This window comes from Streptomyces sp. NPDC050508 (assembly GCF_040655155.1).
In the GTDB taxonomy this organism is placed as follows: Bacteria; Actinomycetota; Actinomycetes; order Streptomycetales; family Streptomycetaceae; genus Streptomyces.
The window spans coordinates 66,570-86,628 of record NZ_JBFAJJ010000004.1; the positions used below are offsets into that span (position 1 = coordinate 66,570).

The window sequence follows — 20,059 nt, forward strand, 5'->3', positions numbered from 1 at the left end:
GACAAGGTGGGTGGAGGCCCGGCAGGTCGACGGGCCCGGGACGTGAGGTGTACGGGGCGTGGGTGGAGCGCGTTGGCGGCGGCTCGCCAGTCAGGTCGGGCGGAGCATCGCGGTGTGGGCCGTCTCCACGGTCACCATGCTGGTGCTCGCCGGGATCCTGCCGGACTTCAAGCTCCAGTCGGCGGACGGTGACAGTGCCACCCGGATCGGCGTCACGGCCGCGTTCGGCGCAGGCGCCTTCGGTCTGCTGTCGGCCCTGGTCTGGCCGCTGCTGGTACGGCTGCTGCTGCTCGTGCCCGCGCTCGTCCTCGGCCTCCTCGTCTTCGTGCTCAACGGGTCCCTGCTGCTGATCGCCCTGCGTATCAACCCGGACGGCGGGCTGCGCGGCCAGGTGGCCCCGGAGACCGCGGTCGTCGTGGCCGCCGTGATGTCCGCCGTCGCCTCCGCGACCGGCGGTGCCCTGGCCGTGCGCGACGACGACGCCTACCGCCGGCGTCTCTACCGCCTCGCCGACCGCCGCCGCAGAGCCCTGCCGCCCGGCCCGTCCTCGCCCGGCACCGTCTTCCTCCAGCTTGACGGCGTCGGCCACGACGTGCTGCTCGGCGCGGTTGCCAAGGGCCTGATGCCGACCGTCGCGAAACTCCTCGGCGGCGACCGCCCCACCCACCGCCTCACCCCCTGGCGCACCGACTGGTCCAGCCAGACCGGCGCCAGCCAGCTCGGCATCCTGCACGGCTCCAACCACGACATCCCCGCGTTCCGCTGGTACGAGAAGGACACCGGCGAGGTGATGGTCTGCAACCGCCCGACCAGCGCCGCCGAACTCCAGCGCCGCGCCGTCGAGTTCACCGGCGACGGCGGCCTCCTCACACTCGACGGCGCCAGCCGCGGCAACCTGTTCAGCGGCGGCGCCGACGAACAGGCCCTCGTCCTGTCCATCGCCATTCGCCGCCGGGGCCGCGAGAACCGTTCCCGCGCGGGCTACTTCGCCTACTTCTCCGACCCGGCCAACGCCGTCCGCACCGCGATGTCCTTCGTCGCCGAAGTCGGCCGCGAGATCGGCCAGTCGACCCGCAGCCGCCTCACCAAGCAGCGCCCCCGGATCAAGCGCGGCGGCCTCTACCCCCTCGTCCGCGCCTTCGCGACCGTCGTCGAACGGGACGTGGTCGTCGCCGCCGTCATGGGCGACATGCTCGCAGGCCGCACCGCCGTCTACGCCGACCTCGTGGCCTACGACGAGGTCGCCCACCACTCCGGACCACGCAGCCGCGACGCCGCCAAGGTCCTCCAACGCTTGGACCGTTCCATCGCCTTGATCGAGAACGTCGCCGAGCACGCCCCGCGCCCGTACCGCATCGTCGTCCTCTCCGACCACGGGCAGAGCCCCGGCGAAACCTTCCAGGGCCGCTACGGCCTCACCCTCGGCGATCTGGTGCGGGCGGGCTGCGGGCTGCCCGTGCCGCGCCGGGCCCGCCGCACCCACAGCGGTGCCGAGGCCCGCGCGGCCGTCCGCGCTGCGCTGCGCCGGCCGGTCGAGGAGAAGGACGGGCAGCACCGCCACCCCGGCCGTCACTCGGAGCCGATCGTGCTGGCCTCCGGCAACCTCGGCCTGGTCTCCTTCCCGGACGTGCCGCACCGCATGACCAAGGAGGAGATCGACGCCCGCCACCCGGCACTGCTGACGACCCTCGCCAACCACCCGGGCGTCGGCTTCGTCCTGGTCCGCAGCGAGGAGCACGGCGGGGTCGTGCTCGGTGCGCACGGTGCCGAACTCCCGGTGGCCGAACTCGACGACAAACAGGGCCCGTTGGCGGACTTCGGCCCCGGCGCCGCGGAAGCCGTCCGGCGCACCCACTCCTTCCCGCACACCGCCGACATCATGGTCAACTCCTGGTACGACCCCACCGAGGGCGAAGTCCTCGCCTTCGAGGAGCAGATCGGCTCCCACGGCGGCCTCGGCGGCTCCCAGGGCAAGCCGTTCCTGCTGTCGCCGTACGCCCTCTCCGCACCGGTCGACGACGGCGAGGATCTCGTCGGCGCCGAGCACGTCCACCGTGTACTGCGGCGCTGGCTACGGGAGGTGAACGGCCCGCAGGTGCCGCTGTCGACGGAGCGGGAGGAGCGGGCCGCCTGAAAATGGGCTGCGGTGAGGGGGCGGTGAGCACACACTGTTCGAGTCTCCCCACCTCGAACCTCCTTCAGGAGCCGCTGTTTTGCAGGCTGCCGTCACCGTCACTCCGGCCCGGATCCCCGAACTGCTGCTGGGTCTCGCGACCGTCCGCCCCGTCTTCCTCTGGGGCGCGCCCGGCATCGGAAAGTCGTCCCTGGTAAGGGAGTTCGCCCAGTCGCTGGGCCTGGAGTGCGTCAGTCTGCTCGGTACGCAGCTCGCGCCCGAGGACCTGATCGGCGTCCCGCAGATCCGTGACGGACGGTCGGTGTTCTGCCCGCCGGAGGCCATCGCGCGGGACGAGCCGTACTGCCTGTTCCTGGACGAACTCAACGCGGCCACACCGGATGTGCAGAAGGCGTTCTACTCGCTGATCCTGGACCGCCGTATCGGCAGCTACGAACTGCCCAAGGGCTCGATAGTCATCGGCGCGGGCAACCGCGCGACCGACAACGCGCTGGCCCGCCCGATCGCGTCCGCGCTGATCAACCGGCTCACGCACGTCCACCTGGAGGCGTCCCCGAAGGACTGGCTCGTGTGGGCGGCGGGCAACGGCATCCACCCGTGGATCCTGGACCACCTCACCGACCGCCCCGACCACCTGTGGTCCAAGCCGCCGAAGACCGAGGAACCCTTCTCCACACCCCGCTCCTGGCACATGCTCTCCGACGCGCTCGGCTCCTTCGGGCCCGACCTCGACGAGGACACCCTCAAGGTCATCGCGCACGGCACGCTGACGCCCGCCCACGCGGTCGCGTTCTGCGGTTACGTCAAGATCGTGCGCAGCCGCTTCGGCATCGAGGCCGTCCTCAAGGGCGACGCCCGCTGGCCCAACCGCCCCGAGGACCGCGACCTCCTGTACTACCTCGCCGAGTCCTTCCGCGGCCGCCTCATCAAGGAACTCCCGGCCAGCAAGGACCACTTGTCGGCGAACGGGCTGCAGACCGCGTACCGCGCCAAGTCACTGCTCGTGCAGCTCGCCGAGATCTCCGTGGAGGTCGCGCAGAGCGTCATCGCCCCGGACACCGACGGCAACCCCCTGCTGCCCGCCTGGTTCCTGGTCGAGGCGGCCCGTGACATGCCCCGGCTGGTCGAGGCCCGGCAGTGAGCCGCACCCAGGGCAAGGGGAAGCCGAAGAAGAAAGACCTCGCCGCCGAGGCCTTCGAGGAGGGGCTGCGGCTGGTGCGGGCCAACCGCGCGCTCGCCGCCATCGGCTTCAGCATCTGCCGCCGGGACGACTGCCACCACACGCCCAACTCCGGTCTGGTGCGCGTCGATTCCAACGGTGTGCTGCACGTCCACCCCACCCGCCGGGCCGAACCCGCCGCGTGGGCCTGGGCGATCGCGCACTGCATCATCCACCTGGGCTTCGGCCATGTCCCGGCGGCGCCGAAGCTGCGCGACCAGCCCGACGGGCCCGCCCTCGCGGCGCGCTGCACCGTCGTCAACCGCTTCCTGCTCGGCTTCCCCATCGGGGTCACCCCCGAGGACCTGCCCGCCTCCTACCCGGGCGGCGACGAGGAGCAACTCGCCGCCCGCTGGCGCCGCGACGGCATCCCACCCCTCTACGAGCGCTGCGGTACGGCGGGCGGTGAGCCGGACCAGGTGCTCGTGCCGTGGGACACCTGGCAGGGCGGCAACGCCCCCGACTGGCAGGTCAACTTCGCGAGCGCCCTCACCCGCACCGTCGCCATGGCGATGGACGTGGCGGGCGGTCGGCGTGCCTCGATGCGTGGCGGACCCACCCGACTCCAGCCCTGGGAACGGGCGTTGAGCTGGTTCGTCTCCTCCTACCCCCTCCTCGGCGGCATCGCGGCCGGCATCACCCTGGTCGCCGACGCCGAACTCGCCCGCGCCCACGGCATCTCCGTCGCCGCCGTCGACACCGAGGCCGCCGAGATCTACGTCAACCCGCTGCGCCAACTCGACGACGAGGAATGGCGGTTCGTCCTCGCCCACGAGATGCTGCACGCCGCCCTGCGCCACGGCGACCGCTGCGGCACCCGCGACCCGCTCCTCTTCAACATCGCCGCCGACTACGTCATCAACGGCTGGCTGCGCGAGATGGACATCGGCACGATGCCCGAAGGGCTGCTGTACGACCCGGAGTTGAAGGACCTCTCCGCAGAGGAGGTCTACGACCGGATCGCCGGCGACCTGCGCCGGATGCGCCGCCTGGCCACCCTGCGCGGCAAGGGCGCCGGTGACATCCTCGGCGGCCCGCTCGGCAGCGCCCGCGACTACGTGGACCTCGACGAGTTCTACCGGCGTGGCCTCGCCCGCGGCCTCGACCTGCACCAGCAGCACGAACGCGGCTTCCTGCCCGGCGGGTTGGTCGAGGAGATCCGCGCCCTCAGCCATCCGCCGCTGCCGTGGGACGCCCAACTCGCCCGCTGGTTCGACGAGTTCGTGCCGCGCCCGGAGCCCGTGCGGTCGTACGCCCGCCCCTCGCGACGCCAGTCCTCCACTCCCGACATCCCGCGCGCCGGCCGGTACTTCCCGCCCGAAGAGGTCGCCCGCTGCACCTTCGGCGTCGTCCTCGACACCTCCGGTTCCATGGAACGCACCCTCCTCGGCAAGGCATTGGGCGCGATCGCCTCGTACGCCGAGGCCCGTGACGTACCGGCCGCCCGGGTCGTGTTCTGCGACGCGGCCCCGCACGACGCGGGCTATCTGCCGGTCACGGACATCGCCGGCCGGGTGCGCGTGCACGGGCGCGGCGGCACCGTCCTGCAGCCCGGAGTCGATCTGTTGCACCGCGCGGACGACTTCCCGCCGGGCGCGCCCGTCCTCGTCATCACGGACGGGTGGTGCGACGTGCTGCGGGTGCGGCGCGAGCACGCCTATCTGATTCCACAAGGCGCTCGCCTGCCGTTCACCCCGCGTGGGCCGGTCTTCCGGGTGCGCTGAAGCGGAATGTGATCGGATGGGGAGGTACGAAGCCCGGCCAACGGGCACGGGCCCCACCGAAGGGAATCATCGTGGCAACCACGCGCACCGCACACACCGTCTGGGAAGGCGAACTCATCAAGGGCAGCGGCGAGGTCACCTTCGACTCGTCAGGCATCGGTGTGCAGCCGGTGACGTGGGCGTCGCGCGCCGAGGACGCCAACGGCAAGACCAGCCCCGAGGAACTGATCGCCGCCGCCCACTCCAGCTGCTTCTCCATGGCGCTGTCGCACGGCCTGACCGGCGCGGGCACCCCGCCCACCCGCCTGGAGACCAAGGCCGACGTCACCTTCCAGCCCGGCGAGGGCATCACCGGCATCCACCTCACCGTCCGCGGCGAGGTCCCCGGCCTGGACGAGGCCGGCTTCGCCGCCGCCGCCGAGGACGCCAAGAAGAACTGCCCGGTCAGCCAGGCCCTCGCGGGTACGACGATCACGCTGACGGTGGAATCCGCCTGACCCCCGCTTCTCTCCCCTCTCGATGCCGCGCCCGGAAAAACGGGTGCGGCATTGACATTCCCGCACCCAGGTTCTCAGCTGGAGATCGGGCAGCGCCTGGCGGAAGGGGACGGCGATGGGACGTGCGGTCGGTATCGATCTGGGGACCACGAACTCGGTGGTCGCGGTGCTGGAGGGCGGCGAGGCCACCGTGGTGGCCAACGCGGAGGGGGCGAGGACCACACCCTCGGTCGTGGCCTTCGCCAAGAACGGCGAGGTGCTCGTCGGCGAGGTCGCCAAACGGCAGGCGGTGACGAACATCGAGCGCACCGCGCGGTCGGTGAAACGGCATATGGGCGACACGAGTTGGCGGTTCCCGGACACGGGCGCCATCGGCGGAACGCGGTACCGCGCCCAGGAGTTGTCCGCGCGCGTGCTGCAGAAACTCAAGCGGGACGCGGAGGCCTATCTCGGCGAGGACGTCACCGACGCCGTGATCACCGTCCCGGCCTATTTCGACGACTCCCAGCGCCAGGCCACCAAGGAGGCCGGTGAGATCGCGGGCCTCAAGGTGCTGCGGATCATCAACGAACCGACGGCCGCCGCGCTCGCCTACGGCCTGGACCGGGGCGAGGAGCAGACCGTGCTCGTCTTCGACCTCGGCGGCGGCACCTTCGATGTGTCGTTGTTGGAAATCGGCGACGGCGTCATCGAGGTGAAGGCCACCAACGGCGACACGCATCTCGGCGGCGACGACTGGGACCAGCGGGTCGTCGACCACCTGGTGAAGAAGTTCAAGGGGCAGTACGGCGTCGACCTCGGCAAGGACAAGATGGCGCTCCAACGGCTGCGTGAGGGTGCGGAGAAGGCGAAGATCGAGCTGTCCTCGTCCTCCGAGACGACGATCAACCTGCCCTACATCACCGCCTCCGCCGAAGGCCCGCTGCACCTCGACGAGAAGCTGACCCGCGCCGGGTTCCAGGAACTCACCGCCGACCTCTTGGACCGCTGCAAGAACCCCTTCCACCAGGCGGTCAAGGACGCGGGCATCAAGCTCTCCGCGGTCGACCACGTCATCCTCGTCGGCGGCTCGACACGGATGCCCGCCGTCACCGACCTCGTCAAGGAACTCACCGGCAAGGACCCGCACAAGGGCGTCAACCCCGACGAGGTCGTGGCGGTCGGCGCCGCCCTCCAGGCCGGGGTCATCCGCGGCGACGTGAAGGACGTCCTCCTCCTCGATGTCACCCCGCTGTCCCTGGGCATCGAGACCAAGGGCGGCATCATGACGAAGCTCATCGAACGCAACACGACGATTCCCACCCGGCGTTCGGAGATCTTCACCACCGCCACCGACAACCAGCCCTCGGTCGGCATCCAGGTCTACCAGGGCGAGCGTGAAATCGCCGCGTACAACAAGAAGTTGGGCGTCTTCGACCTCACCGGTCTGCCGCCCGCCCCGCGCGGGGTTCCGCAGATCGAGGTCGCCTTCGACATCGACGCCAACGGAATCATGCACGTCTCGGCGAAGGACCTGGCGACCGCCCGCGAACAGAAGATGACCGTCACCGGCGGCTCCGCCCTCGGCAAGGACGACATCGACCGCATGATGCGGGAGGCCGAGCAGTACGCCGATGAGGACCGCAAGCGCCGTGAGGCCGCCGAGACCCGCAACCAGGCCGAGCAACTCGTCTACCAGACCGAGAAGTTCATCCGCGAGAACGAGGAACGCGTCCCGGCCGACACCAGGACCGAGGTCGAGGCGGCGGCCACGGAACTGAAGTCCCTCCTGGAACGCACCGCGGACACCGCCGAGTTGCGCGCCGGCGTCGAGAAACTGGCCACCGTCAGCCAGCGGATGGGCCAGGCGATGTACGCACAGGCGGCGCAGCAGTCACCCACGGAACAGGCGGAGAGCACCGAGGAGCCCGACTCCGCGCGGCAGCACGAGGAGGAGGAAGGTGTCGTCGACGCGGAGATCATCGACGATGAACGTGACACGAAGGGTGGAGCGGCGTAGACGTTCAGGGCTTGCGGGCGACACCGCCGTAGACCGGGACGATGCCCTCCGCCTGCGCGGCCACGTCCTCCGGTGCCGGACGCCAGCCGTAGACGGAGATGACACCGGGACCGAGCAGCTCAAGGCCGTCGAAGAAGCGGGAGAACTCGGCCAGGGTGCGCGGGAAGAAGGGGGTGCCGCTGCGCTGGAAGTGCTCGGCGGCCTTCGCGATGGCGGCCGGGCTGAGGTCCGGGGTGACCTGCGACATCACCAGGTAGCTGCCCGGGGCGAGCACGTCGACGTAGCGCTTGATCAGGCCGTACACGTCGTCGCCGTCGGGCGCCTCGCTCAGGTAGTGCGTGAGCGCGACCAGCGACAGAGCGACCGGCTGCGTGAAGTCCAGGGTCTCGCCGGCCAGCCGCAGGATCGTGTCCGGGTCGCGGACGTCGGCGTGCACGTACTCCGTGCTGCCCTCGGCCGCGCCGTGCAGCAGGGCCTCCGCGTGCCGCAGCACGATCGGGTCGTTGTCCGCGTACACGACCTTGGCGTCCGGGGCGACACTCTGCGCCACCTGGTGGAGGTTCGGTTCGGTGGGGATGCCGGTGCCGATGTCCAGGAACTGGCGTATCCCCGCCTCGGCGGCGGTCCGCGTCGCCCTGTGCATGAACCGGCGGTTGGCACGCGCGCCGCGGATCACGGTGCCGTCCGTGGCGAGGATCCTGCGGGCCAGCTCCTCGTCCACCGGATAGTTGTCCTTGCCGCCGAGCCACCAGTCGTACACCCGCGCCGGATGCGGCCGGCTGGTGTCGATACGGGTGGGCGCGGCTTCGGATCCGGTCATGCGGTGTCGTCTCCTCGGGAGTTCGCGTCTGTGTGCCGGGACCGTGCTCAGTACGTGCTGGGTGCTCAGAAGGTCTCGCGGTAGTCCCGCAGGATCTTCTTGGTGCGCTGTGCGGACGCGGCGTGCGCCGTCATGTGGTCGAGGACCTCCAGATGCGCGGAGACCTCCGTACGGGAGTCCAGGTACAGGGCGCCGGTCAGGTACTCGGTGAACACCATGTCGGGCAGCTCCGGTTCCGTGAAACGGAACAGCGAGAAGGGGGCGTACGTCCCGGGATGCGGGCCGTTCTCGAACTCGGCGACCTGGAGCGTGACCCGGTCGCGCTCGCCGAACTCCAGGAGTTTGTCGAGCTGTTCGCGCATGACCTCGCCGCGCATGCTCACCGGCCGCCGCAGCACCGTCTCGTCCATGATGACCCACAGGTGCGGCGGATTGTCCCGTTCCAACAGCCCCTGCCGGGCCATCCGCAGAGACACGTGCCGCTCGATCGTCTCCGGACCGGTCTGCCCGATCGTCCCGGCCTCCAGCACGGCACGCGCGTAGTCCTCGGTCTGCAACAGGCCGGGCACGAAGTGCGGTTCGTACGAGCGGATCAGCCCGGCGGCACCCTCCAGGCTCACGTACAGGCTGAACCACTCCGGCAGCACGTCGTGGAACCGCTGCCACCAACCCGGCTGGTTCGCCTCCTCGGTGAGCGCGACGAACGCGTCCGCCTCCTCGTCGGGCACGCCGTACGTCGTCAACAGCACCTGGACATACGGCACTTTCAGCGCGACCTCGGCCATTTCCATCCGCCGTACGGTCGCCGGGGCCACCCGCAGGACCTGCGCGGCCTCCTCACGCTTGATGCCGGCCGCCTCACGCAGCTCCTGCAGCCTTCTGCCCAGCACCACTTGGCCCACTGTGGGCGCGGGCCGCCGTTCACTCACGCCACGCCTCCCCATACGCGCCGAAGTCTGGGGGCAGTGTGCCATGTTCCGGCCATTGTCTCAGCGGTTCCGAGGGGATCATCCGTCAGTCCCCCAACGAGCGCAGGTACTTGGCCGTCGCCGGGTCGGCCGGGAGGAACGTCTCGATCGCCAGCTCCGAGACGGTGACGTCCATGGGGGTGTTGAAGGTGGAGATCGAGGAGACGAAGGACAGTACCCGGCCGTCGTGCTCGATCCGCATCGGCAGCGCGAAGTGCGGGACAGGACCGGCCGGTTCGTCCTCGCCGGATGCCGCCTCCGGTGCCGGATACGCCGTGACCTCCTCGTACAGCGCCCGCAACGGCTCGGACCGGTGCAGGGCGATCTGCCGCTCCATCTGCGCGAGGAGATGCCCGCGCCACTCACCCAGATTGCGGATGCGCGGCGCCATGCCCTGCGGGTGCAGCGTCAACCGCATGGCGTTGAGCGGAGGTTGGAGGAGGGACTCCGGTACGCCGTCCAGCAGCATGGTGATGCCCCGGTTCGCCGCCACCACGTCGTAGGTGGCGTCGACCACCAGCGCCGGATACGGCTCGTAGCACTGGATCAGCCGCTCCAGACCCTCGCGCAACGCGCCCAACGCCGGGTCGTCCAACGGGGTCTCCGGATAGTGCGGGGCGTAACCGGCCGCCAGGAGAAGGGAGTTGCGCTCCCGCACCGGCACGTCCAGGTGCTCGGCCAGCCGCAGGACCATCTCCTCGCTCGGCCGGGACCGTCCCGTCTCGACGAAGCTGATGTGCCGAGCCGAGGAGTCGGCACGCAACGCCAGCTCCAGCTGACTGACCCGACGCCGCTCCCGCCAGGCACGCAGCAGCGGGCCGACACTCTTGCCGGCGGGGGCCGTGGCAGAGATGTCAGTGCCGGTCGGGACAATGGTCATACGCACGACCGTAGTCGAAGGAGCACGCACGTGAACGAGCTGAGGAACCCGTCCGGGGAAGCCACCGCGATGTACCGGGCCAGAGTCCGGGGCTGTCTGCTCGGCGGGGCGGTGGGCGACGCCCTCGGCTACCCGATCGAGTTCGCCTCCCTCGACCGGATCCGCGCGAGCCACGGCAGGCACGGCGTGACGGGGTACGTGCCCGGCGCCCACAGCGCACTGGGCCTGATCAGCGACGACACCCAGATGACCCTGTTCACCGTCGAGGCGCTCATCACGGCCCACGCGCGGGAACGGGAGAAGGGGATCGGCGGCGCCTGGTCCCTGCTGCTGCGGCACGCGTACGAGCGATGGCTGGAGACCCAGTCGAAGCCCGCACCGGCCGACAGTGCCACGGACGGTCTGATCGCCGAGCCCTGGCTGTACGCCCGCCGCGCCCCCGGCAACGCCTGCCTGTCCGGAGTCGCCCAGATGTACGCGCCCGACCCGTGGCTCGAACTCGACGGCAAGCCGGGGCCCGTCAACCCCGACTCCAAGGGCTGCGGCACGGTGATGCGCTCGGCCCCCTTCGGCCTGGTCAACCCCGCCGACGCGGCCTTCGCGATGGCCGCCCGCGGCGCCCAGATCACCCACGGCCACCCCACGGGCTACTACGCGGCGGGCGCCCTCGCCGCGATCGTCGCGCACCTCGTCGACGGGGAATCCCTGGAGGGTTCCGTCCTGCGCGCGCTACGACTGCTGGAGCGCCACCCCGCCCACCAGGAGACCTCGGCCGCCCTCCGCGGAGCCCTCGACCTGGCCGCCGAGGGCTCGCCCACCGCGGAGAAGATCGAGTCGCTCGGCGCGGGCTGGGTCGCCGAGGAGGCCCTCGCGATCGGCGTCTACAGCGCGCTGGTCGCGAGGGACGTGAAGGCCGCGCTGCTCCTCGCCGTCAACCACTCCGGCGACAGCGACTCCACCGGCTCCATCTGCGGCAACCTCCTCGGCGCCCGGTACGGCGACCACGGCCTGCCCCACAGCTGGGTCCAGCAGGTCGAGGGCCGTGCCACGATCGCCGCCCTCGCCGACGATCTCGCGGCCGAGTGCGTACCGGGCTGACCTCCGGGCACCCTTCTGACCAGGGACGCGACCAGCTGCCTGTGGCACGCTGAAGAGACACCCGACCCGAGTCCGACCCGAAGTCCACCCCGAGGAAGGAGCGAGGCCATGCCCGTCGCACCGCTGTCGCAGAAGGAGATCGAGGACCGCCTCGCGGAACTCCCCGGCTGGTCCGCCGACGCCGACCGCCTCACCCGCACCTATCGGCTCGGCTCCCACTTCGCGGCCACCGCGATGGTCGTCCACATCGCCCAGGTCCAGGAGGAACTCGACCACCACTCCGACCTCACCCTCGGCTACAACACCGTCTCCCTCACCGTGAACACCCACAGCGTGGGCGGCGCGATCACCGAGCTGGACTTCGAACTCGCCCGGAGAGTCGAGGACTTGGCGCCTGGACACGGCGCGAGCTGACAGGACGGGGCGGACGGGACGGGACCGCGGGCTCGACCACGACAGGAAGGGCAGGACGCAAGCGCGTGCTCGACTACGACAAGGAAGCCGACGCGTACGACGCGACCCGCGGCGGTGAGCCCCGCGCAGCTGCCGCTGCCGACGCCGTACTGGGCTTCGTCCCGCAGGAGGCCCACACCCTGCTCGACGTGGCCTGCGGCACCGGCATCGTCACCCGCCGCCTGGCCACCGCCCGCCCCGGGCTGCGGGTCACCGGCCTGGACGCGGCGCCCGCCATGGCCCGCACGGCGGCAACGCGGCTGCCCGGCGCCGTACTTCTCGCGGACAGCCGTCAACTGCCCTTCCCGGACCGGGTGTTCGACGCGGTCACCACCGTATGGCTGCTGCACCTCGTGGAAGGCCCCGAAGAGGTGCGGGCGATCGTCGCCGAATGCGCGCGGGTGCTGCGACCGGGCGGGGTGTACATCACCACGGTCGACAAGGCCGCCGCCCACGACGTCGGCAGCGACATCGACGCCGTCCTCGCACCGCGTCCACGCCGCCCCGCCCAGGACCGCCCCGACCACGTGCGCGCGTACGCCGCCGAGTACGACCTCCACCCGGTCGGCATGGCCCGCTTCCGGGGCCACGGCCAGGGCCGCAGCCCCCGCAGCACCAGCGCGGACCTGCGACGCGGCTGGTTCACCATGCTGCCGCCCGGCGAACCGCTCACCGAACGGTTCGCCGCACAGCTGGAGTTGCTCCCGGACCAGGAACGACCGCGCGCGGACCCCGAGTTCACGATCCTGGCCTTCAGGAAGCCTTCGGCCGAGTGAAGTCCATGGTCCAGTTGGTCACCCAACTCGCCCCGTCGTCCGCCGAGAAGGCCTGCTCCCAGCGTGCGCCACTCTCCGAGACCCCCGACCACACGAACCGCACCCGCACGTCCTTCCCGTCGTGCGCGTCGTCGCCGTAGAACTCGCCCCGGCCGTCCTCGAACCGCCCGGTCACCGGCGGGAACAACTTCCCGCTGCGGCTCGACGACCAGTTCAGGGACCACTGTTCGGTCTCCCGGTCGAAAAGCCGCAGGGTCAGCCCCTTCGATGTCAGGTACGGCATGTCGATCTCGTCGACGTTCGCGGCACCGTCGAAGAGCGGCCAGCAACGGCTGGTGCCCTCGAACTCCTCCCAGGCGCTGTCGGGTTGGAGGAAGTCGGCGAGCCGACGGTTCGCGACCTCCCACTCGCCGTGGAGGAAGTCGAAGTCGTGCGGGCTGCTCATGAGCGGTCTCCAGTGGTTCCGGCGGGCAGGGAGTCGGCCAAGTAGGCGTCCAGGTCCGGGACTTCGGGCGCGAGCAGATGCCGTACCCAGGCGTCCCGTTCGTGCAGGATCGGCGGCAGCTCCCAGACGCAGCCGATCCACGGCAGGTCCGGCTTGATGAAGTGGGTGGGGTCGAGGTCCGGGCAACCGAGCACCGGCTGGCCCGCCGACGCGCCCCGGAAGTGCAGGACGTTGTCCCACACCCAGCTGTACGCGTTCAGATAGGCGCCGTCGTCACCACCCCGGTGCAGCACGACGAACGTGGCCGGCGGAGTGCCGTCACCCGTCGGCCCGTCACCGGGGCGCGGCTCGGGCAGCAGCTCCGGCAGGATCGCGTACGCCGCCCGCTCCACCTCCGGGGCGATCCCCGCGGGGTCGGCGGTGACGTGGTAGCGCTTGATGTGCCGCCCGGCCACCTCGATCGGCGGTGGCACGGTCAGCAGTTTCTCCATGAAGGGCATGGCAGGACGCTAGGACCACTTCACTGACATCCTGTGTCAGTGAAGTCCAGCCGACTCCTCTCGATCCTGCTGCTGCTCCAGACCCGCGGCCGGATGACCGCCGCCCAGCTGGCCGAGGCGCTGGAGGTCTCGGTCCGCACTGTCTACCGGGACGTCGAGGCGCTGAGCACGGCGGGTGTCCCGCTGTACGGCGACGCGGGCCACGCCGGCGGCTACCGCCTCATCGACGGCTACCGCACCCGCCTCACCGGCCTCACCTCGGACGAGGCCGAGGCCCTGTTCCTCGCGGGTGTGCCGGGACCGGCCGCCGAACTGGGCCTGGGTCCGGTCCTGGCCGCCGCTCAGCTGAAGGTGCGCGCGGCCCTGCCGGCCGAACTGCGCGAGCATGCCGACCGGATCAGCGGCCGGTTCCATCTGGACGCGCCGGGCTGGTACACGGATGTCGACGAGACACCGTTTTTGCATACAGTCGCCGAGGCCGTATGGAACAACCGTGTCCTGTATGCGATCTACCGTCGCTGGCGCGAGCCGACCGACGTGGAGCGCCGACTGGAGCCGTACGGACTCGTACTGAAGGCGGGCCGCTGGTATGTGGTCGCCGGTCCCGGACCGCGCACCTTCCGCGTCGACCAGATCCTCGCCCTCACCACCTCCGACTCCGACGAGGAGTTCACCCGCCCGGAGGGCTTCGACCTGGCCGCGTACTGGACGGCCCACCAACGGGACTTCCACGACCGCCTGTAGCGGAGCGAGGCAGTGGTCCGACTGGCACCGGGGGCGACGCTCGCCCGGGCGGTCCCCGTCAACGGGCGGACGGAGCAGGACGGTTGGACCCTGATGTCGGTCCCGATCGAGTCCGTCGAGCACGCGCACGGCGAGTTCCTCCGACTGGGCACGGACATCGAGGTCCTGTCACCGCCCGAACTGCGCGACCGCATCGCGCACACGGTGGCCGAACTGACCGAGAGATACGGCAACTTGCTCACAGGCGGCGGCAACTGAGGCTACGGAACCCGTCCGTCGCAAGGGCACGGTGGTGGCGAGCCGCAAGCCCTCCAGCACCGACTTCCTGTCCTGGTGGGACGGCGACCCGGTGCGCGAACTCCTCGACGCCACCCACATCGACAAGTACGGCACGACCGCCGACACCCGCCTCCTGACCGCCTCCGACGTCCACTCCAACAACAGCACCAAGGCGACCCCCACCCTGTCCGGGGACATCCTCGGCGACTGGCGCGAGGAGGCCGTCTGGCCCACCACGGACAACACGGCACTACGGATCTACTCGACCCCGTACGAGACGACCACCAGGATCACGACCCTGCTCTACAACACCCAGTACCGCACGGCCCTGGCCTGGCAAAACACCGCCTACAACCAGCCGCCCCACCCGAGCTTCTACATCGGCGACGGGATGACGACGGCACCTCGACCGACCGTATACACACCGTGAGACAGGTGGCCGTGCGGCTGTGATCGCCCACTTTGAACGCGCCCGGCTTCGTGTTCACCTCCGCCCCCCGTGAACCCGAAGCCCACCGAAGACTCGCCGCCGGATTCGGGTTCTTCGCACGGGGGTCCTCTAATGAAGAGGGGTTCAAGACACGAGCGCCGGGCGACCCCCAGTGCGGGTAGGGGCCGCCCGGCCGGTGGGCCCCGCCGTCAGGTGACGGGACCACGTACACGGAACTGCGAGGCACTCTCCGAGAAACGGCGCTGTCCAACGCCCTGGTTTTTGCTTTTAGGGGCGCGGGGAACCGCGCGACCAGCCACAACGGACCGGCACTGTTCCGAACCGCCCAACCCGCGGAGCACCCGCCAGGGGAACTATTCGAGTAGCTCCGCATACGACCCCATGGCCAGCGCAACATCCGCCTGAGCCCAGAACCGGTGATAAGTGAAGACAGGCGCAGCCCCGCCCGCCAGATAGCTCTGGATCTTCGACCAAGCCGGATCGTTCTTGTAGAAGGACCGCAACGACGCAAACGTAGAAGCGGAGTTGACCGCGTCCCCGTTCGGCATCGTCCCGCTCCACCCGCTCGGCACATACACGCTGTCGTCGAACCGGTTGTAGTCCGCCCGAGTCTCCGGAACGGCGACACCCAGGCTGTCCTGGTAGTTGCCCCACATCCCGTCGAGCAGCGCCTTCGCGGTCGTCTTCGCCGCCGTGGAACCGGACTTCGCGGCGTAGTACGTCAACGTCTTGGCATACGCGGCGGCCACACCCACGTCATTCGTGTAGTCGGCCACGGTGACATGAAGTCCCGCGTTGGACCCGGGACTTGACGCGTTCCACGTGTCCGGCTGCCCCGACCACTGCAACGTCGAGGGAATCAGATACGTGCCGTCCGGATTGATCGTGGTCTTGGACAACGCCCAAGCCACCCACTTGTCGAGAACCGCCTTCGCGCTCGCGTTCCCCGTCTGCTGGTAGTACTCGGCGACCCGCTCCATCGACCACGCCTGGAAGCCGAACCACTGGTTGGACGGCGGGTCGTGATAGACGGGCTGCTGGTCGTAGTACATGCCGTAGAACGTCGACGTCCCGGCCGGCGGGCTCGCGTACCGCCCCTGCCAACTGTTCGTCGCCCCACCGGCGATGGCACCCTCGCTCGACTGCAGCCAGCGGTAGAACTCCAGCTGCCGTGACAGCGAAGTGCCCCAATCCGCCGCGCCCGTGGCGGACTTGGGCTTCAGGTCCGCGTACGAACTCAACGCGTAGGCAGCCAACGGGTTTTGATAACCCCCGTGCACATGGCTGGACCCGATACGCCACGCCCACCCCGCGCTGGTGTCGTTGGCGCCGCCCCACGCGTAGTACCAGGACAGCAGATAGTCCGAGGCGTCCTTGCCGGTGCCGGCCGGGCACGTGGACGGTCCGACGCAGTTGCCGATTTTCTTGAAGTACTTGTCGTACATGGCGTAGCGCAGATAGTCGCCCATCTTCGCCGCCTTGCCGACGGTCGTGGAGACGTCACTGCCCTTGCCCTGCTCCTTGGCCCACGTGTCGGCCCAGTACGCGGCCTGCACAGCCCGCGCGTCGGCGTCGGGAGCGTCCGTGTACTTCCACTGCCGGGCATACGACGAGTCACCGGTGAAGAGGTCCAAGTACCCGTTCGTACCGCCGTACTTGAAGGCGTCGCAGGTCGGCTGCGGCACCGTCTCCCACACCGACTCCTGCGGCCCGCGCTGGAAGGTGTTGATGTACGACGGCCCGCTCGCCGTCAGCCCCGCCTCGCACCCACCGCCCGGCGTGTCGCCGTAGCCGTAGGTGTTGTCGACATCCTCCAGCCAGTGCATACCGTAGACATCGTCCGTACCGTATGCAGTCTTCAGTTCACCGGCGATCGGATCCGATCCCACCGGCACCGAGGTGTCGAGCTTCGCCGGATACTCGTTCGGGGTGTCCAGCTCGGGCGCGTAGGTCGCCGGTTTCGAGGCGTTGTAGAACGAGTTCGTCGGCTGGTCGGCGTGGGTCGGGATCATGTACTTCTCCATGAGATCCCAGGCGCCGTTGAACTTCGACCAGTCGCCCGTCACCTTCCCGTACATCGCCTGCAGCCACAGCAGATAGCTGTACGCCTCCGACGTCGTCTCGTGCCCCTGGTCCGGCGCCTCGACGATCAGGGTCTCCACCGAGTGGTAGGGGATGCCCTGGGGCGAGAAATAGCCGTTCGCCGGGTTGGTGATCTTCCCGTAGAGGTCCAGGAAACGGGCGTCGTACGCGTTCGACGCCGCCAGCTCCGTCACGGTGACCGTCGCCTTGGTGAACCCCGTCGCGGTCGACTCGAAGGAAGCCGAACCGGTGCCCGACGCGTCCGCCGTGAGCGTCACCGTCTGCGCGGTGTTCCAGTTCGACGGCGTGAAGGTGAGCGACGTACCTCCGGTGACCGACAACCCCGTGTTGCCGCTCGCGCGAGCCGTCGTGACCGTCACGTTCGACGCCGGCTGCGTCGACAGCGACACCGCATACGCGCCCGACTTCCCCTGCTGGACGCCCAGTTGGGTCGGCGAGGCCACCACCGCGGGTCCCGACGCGACGGTGATACCGACCGGCGTCGACTCCCCGGAAGCGCCCAGGCTGTCGTAGGCCTTCGCCACCAGCGAATGACTGCCCACGGTCAACCCAGAGGCCGAAAGGGAGTACGGCGAGCTCGTGTCCGTGCCGAGCAGCGTGGTGTCGTCGTAGAACTCGACCTTGCTGATCGTCGCGTTGTCGGCCGCCGCCGCGGTCGCCGCGAGCGGGATCGCGGCCCCCTGTGTGTAGATCGCGCCCGCGCTCGGGCTGGTCAGCACGGTGATCGGCGGCTGGTGCGCGCCGGCGCAGGTGGTGCCGTTGATCGCGAACGAGGTGGGCGAGGTGTTGGTGCCGCTGTAGCTGAACTGCGCGCCGGTGGAGACGGCCGCACCCGCGGCGATCGTCCCGTTGTACGACGCGTTCGTCACCGAGACCGCGCTGCCGGACTGGGACCAGGTGCCGTTCCAGCCGTTGCCGAGCTTCTGGTTGCCTGAGTAGGCGTACGTCAGGGTCCAGCCGTTGATCGCGTCCGTGCCCCGGTTGGTGAGGGTCAGGTCCGCGGTGAAGCCGGAGCCCCAGTCGTTGGTCTTGTAGTCCACGCTGCACTGAACTGTCGCCGCCTGGGCGGGAGTTGTGCCGGTCGCGAGCATCGAGACCGGAAGAGTGAGGGCCGCCACGACAGCGGTCCAGAGTCTCCGCGTTACGCGGTGTCTCCTTCTGGGGTGCATGTGCTGGTTCCTCCTTGCGGCTCGGAGAAGTGGGGGCGGAGCAGCAACAAGCCTTGAACCAGTGGGAGCGCTCCCATCGTGAGGACGGAGGTGAGGGTCGTCAAGGTGCTTACGGAGTCGAAAAGATTCGACGGGCGTGAGTTGAGGGAAAGTCAGCGAAAGTCTGTGACTCCCCTGTCCTTTACCGTCACTTGGCGCTACCTTCCTGGACACCAGTGGGAGCGATTCCGTCAGTCGACGCGTCCGTGCGACGCGCCCGAGCTGCAAGGAGTCGCTCATGCGACACCCTCCGCGTTCAGTACATTTAGCCGTCGCCGGTGCGACCGCCCTTGTCGGGGCAACGGTCGTTCCGGTGGTCACGGCGTCCGGTGCCACCCCCGCGTGCACGGTGCAGTACTCGGTCACCAGCCAGTGGGACACCGGTTTCCAGGGCGCAGTGCAGATCACCAACAACACGGCACCGGTGAGCAGTTGGAGCCTCAGCTTCGACTTCGCCGGCGGCCAGAAGGTCACCCAGGGCTGGAACGCCAAGTGGTCCCAGTCCGGCACCACGGTCACCGCGGTCAACGAGAGCTGGAACGGCTCGCTCGGCACCGGCGCGAGCATCAGCGCCGGGTTCCTCGCCAACTGGTCGGGGAGCAACGCCGTACCGTCCGCGTTCAAGCTGAACGGCACGACCTGCAACGTCGATGCGGAGCCGACGCCACCCACGTCACCGCCTCCGACCTCACCGCCGACCAACGGCACCGCACCCGCACTGCACGTCTCCGGGAACAAGCTCGTGGACGCCGACGGCACCAACCGCCGTCTGCTCGGCGTCAACCGGTCCGGCGGCGAGTTCATGTGCGTGCAGGGCTACGGCATTTGGGACGGTCCGGTGGACGACGCTGCCGTCGCGGCGATCGCCGACTGGAAGGCGAATGTGGTCCGCATCCCTCTCAACGAGGAGTGCTGGCTGGGCCTTTCCAACATCAAGCCCGAGTACGCGGGCGCCAACTACATCGCCGCCGTGAAGGACCTGGTGGCGAAGGTCGAAGCGCACGGCATGACGCCGATCGTCGATCTGCACTGGACCTACGGCCAGTACACCGGCAACTCGGCGGGCTGCTCCGACGTGCACGCCACCTGCCAGAAGCCGATGCCGGACGCGCAGTACACACCGTCGTTCTGGTCCTCGGTCGCCAGTACCTTCAAGGGCGACCAGGCGGTCGCGTTCGACCTGTTCAACGAGCCCTACCCGGACCGCGCGACCTCCACGACCACCCAGGCGTGGCAGTGCTGGCGGGACGGCGGCACCTGCCCCGGCATCGGGTATGAGGTCGCCGGTATGCAGGATCTCGTCGACGCCGTACGGTCCACCGGCGCCACCAACGTGATCATGGCCGGCGGGCTCGCGTACTCGAACGACCTGAGCCAGTGGCTGGCCTACAAGCCCACCGATCCGACGGGCAATCTCGTCGCCGCGTACCACGTGTACAACTTCAACACCTGCGCGAGCGAGAGCTGCTGGAACTCCACACTCGCCCCCGTCGCGGCCCAAGTGCCGCTGGTGGCAGGGGAGATCGGCGAGAACACCTGCTCGCACGCCTTCGTCGACCAGGTCATGAAGTGGTTCGACGACCGCGGGCTCTCGTATCTCGGCTGGACCTGGAACACCTGGGACTGTTCCTCGGGTCCGTCGCTGATCTCCGACTACGCCGGTACGCCCACCGCGTACGGCATCGGGCTGCGCGACCATCTGCGCACCCTCAACGGATAGGCGCCCCCGCACTCCGAAGAACGCACACCGCAGCACCTGCA

At 69.6% G+C, this 20,059-nt stretch carries 15 protein-coding genes and 2 pseudogenes; 11 read left to right on the top strand and 6 right to left on the bottom strand.

Going from position 1 to position 20,059, the window contains the following annotated elements; all coding sequences use genetic code 11:
* Positions 1 to 58: 58 nt before the first annotated feature.
* The 5 genes from AB0I69_RS12780 to dnaK all read left to right on the top strand — a co-directional run bounded on the left by AB0I69_RS12780 (position 59) and on the right by dnaK (position 7,573).
* Complete coding sequence (locus AB0I69_RS12780; RefSeq protein ID WP_363095639.1) at positions 59 to 2,134, top strand: phage holin family protein; 2,076 nt, start codon at positions 59 to 61, stop codon at positions 2,132 to 2,134.
* Between the two features lie 79 nt (positions 2,135 to 2,213).
* Positions 2,214 to 3,275: a MoxR family ATPase gene (locus AB0I69_RS12785; protein ID WP_363095640.1), complete on the top strand. Its 1,062-nt coding sequence runs from the start codon at positions 2,214 to 2,216 to the stop codon at positions 3,273 to 3,275.
* Positions 3,272 to 5,077, top strand: coding sequence for a hypothetical protein (locus tag AB0I69_RS12790; protein WP_363095641.1), 1,806 nt, complete (start codon positions 3,272 to 3,274; stop codon positions 5,075 to 5,077). Before AB0I69_RS12785 ends, AB0I69_RS12790 begins: the two co-directional genes overlap by 4 nt.
* Before the next feature lie 71 nt (positions 5,078 to 5,148).
* Positions 5,149 to 5,574, top strand: coding sequence for an OsmC family peroxiredoxin (locus tag AB0I69_RS12795; protein WP_363095642.1), 426 nt, complete (start codon positions 5,149 to 5,151; stop codon positions 5,572 to 5,574).
* A 115-nt stretch (positions 5,575 to 5,689) separates the two neighbouring features.
* The gene (gene dnaK / locus AB0I69_RS12800) at positions 5,690 to 7,573 is read left to right on the top strand and encodes a molecular chaperone DnaK (RefSeq protein WP_363095643.1); all 1,884 of its coding nucleotides are present in this window, start codon (positions 5,690 to 5,692) and stop codon (positions 7,571 to 7,573) included.
* Positions 7,574 to 7,577: 4 nt separating this feature from the next.
* Here dnaK and AB0I69_RS12805 read toward each other — a convergent pair whose 3' ends face one another.
* From AB0I69_RS12805 to AB0I69_RS12815, 3 genes are all read right to left on the bottom strand, one after another.
* A complete protein-coding gene (locus AB0I69_RS12805; protein ID WP_363095644.1) occupies positions 7,578 to 8,393 on the bottom strand; it encodes an SAM-dependent methyltransferase in 816 nt (271 codons plus the stop codon).
* 65 nt (positions 8,394 to 8,458) lie between these two features.
* Complete coding sequence (locus AB0I69_RS12810) at positions 8,459 to 9,322, bottom strand: helix-turn-helix transcriptional regulator (protein WP_363095645.1); 864 nt, start codon at positions 9,320 to 9,322, stop codon at positions 8,459 to 8,461.
* Between the two features lie 85 nt (positions 9,323 to 9,407).
* On the bottom strand, positions 9,408 to 10,241 hold the full coding sequence (locus tag AB0I69_RS12815) for a helix-turn-helix transcriptional regulator (protein ID WP_363095646.1): 834 nt from the start codon (positions 10,239 to 10,241) through the stop codon (positions 9,408 to 9,410).
* Positions 10,242 to 10,310: 69 nt separating this feature from the next.
* Here AB0I69_RS12815 and AB0I69_RS12820 point away from each other — a divergent pair, with 69 nt between their 5' ends.
* From AB0I69_RS12820 to AB0I69_RS12830, 3 genes are all read left to right on the top strand, one after another.
* The gene (locus AB0I69_RS12820; RefSeq protein ID WP_363096130.1) at positions 10,311 to 11,339 is read left to right on the top strand and encodes an ADP-ribosylglycohydrolase family protein; all 1,029 of its coding nucleotides are present in this window, start codon (positions 10,311 to 10,313) and stop codon (positions 11,337 to 11,339) included.
* 108 nt (positions 11,340 to 11,447) lie between these two features.
* A complete protein-coding gene (locus AB0I69_RS12825; protein ID WP_363095647.1) occupies positions 11,448 to 11,753 on the top strand; it encodes a 4a-hydroxytetrahydrobiopterin dehydratase in 306 nt (101 codons plus the stop codon).
* A 65-nt stretch (positions 11,754 to 11,818) separates the two neighbouring features.
* Positions 11,819 to 12,568, top strand: coding sequence for a class I SAM-dependent methyltransferase (locus AB0I69_RS12830; RefSeq protein ID WP_363095648.1), 750 nt, complete (start codon positions 11,819 to 11,821; stop codon positions 12,566 to 12,568).
* Here the strand turns inward: AB0I69_RS12830 and AB0I69_RS12835 are convergent.
* Positions 12,546 to 13,013, bottom strand: coding sequence for a hypothetical protein (locus AB0I69_RS12835; protein ID WP_363095649.1), 468 nt, complete (start codon positions 13,011 to 13,013; stop codon positions 12,546 to 12,548). The two genes, AB0I69_RS12830 and AB0I69_RS12835, sit on opposite strands and share 23 nt — an antisense overlap.
* On the bottom strand, positions 13,010 to 13,513 hold the full coding sequence (locus AB0I69_RS12840; RefSeq protein WP_363095650.1) for a hypothetical protein: 504 nt from the start codon (positions 13,511 to 13,513) through the stop codon (positions 13,010 to 13,012). The genes AB0I69_RS12835 and AB0I69_RS12840 overlap by 4 nt, the downstream gene beginning before the upstream one ends.
* A 39-nt stretch (positions 13,514 to 13,552) precedes the next feature.
* Between AB0I69_RS12840 and AB0I69_RS12845 the strand changes: the two are divergent.
* A pseudogene (locus AB0I69_RS12845) lies at positions 13,553 to 14,515 on the top strand (YafY family protein).
* A 7-nt stretch (positions 14,516 to 14,522) separates the two neighbouring features.
* Positions 14,523 to 14,966, top strand: a pseudogene (locus AB0I69_RS12850) (rhamnogalacturonan lyase); the annotation flags it as partial.
* Positions 14,967 to 15,340: 374 nt separating this feature from the next.
* Here the strand turns inward: AB0I69_RS12850 and AB0I69_RS12855 are convergent.
* Positions 15,341 to 18,259: a glycoside hydrolase family 48 protein gene (locus AB0I69_RS12855; RefSeq protein WP_363095651.1), complete on the bottom strand. Its 2,919-nt coding sequence runs from the start codon at positions 18,257 to 18,259 to the stop codon at positions 15,341 to 15,343.
* A gap of 277 nt (positions 18,260 to 18,536) precedes the next feature.
* Between AB0I69_RS12855 and AB0I69_RS12860 the strand changes: the two genes are divergently transcribed.
* Positions 18,537 to 20,018: a cellulase family glycosylhydrolase gene (locus AB0I69_RS12860; protein ID WP_363095652.1), complete on the top strand. Its 1,482-nt coding sequence runs from the start codon at positions 18,537 to 18,539 to the stop codon at positions 20,016 to 20,018.
* Positions 20,019 to 20,059: the final 41 nt, after the last annotated feature.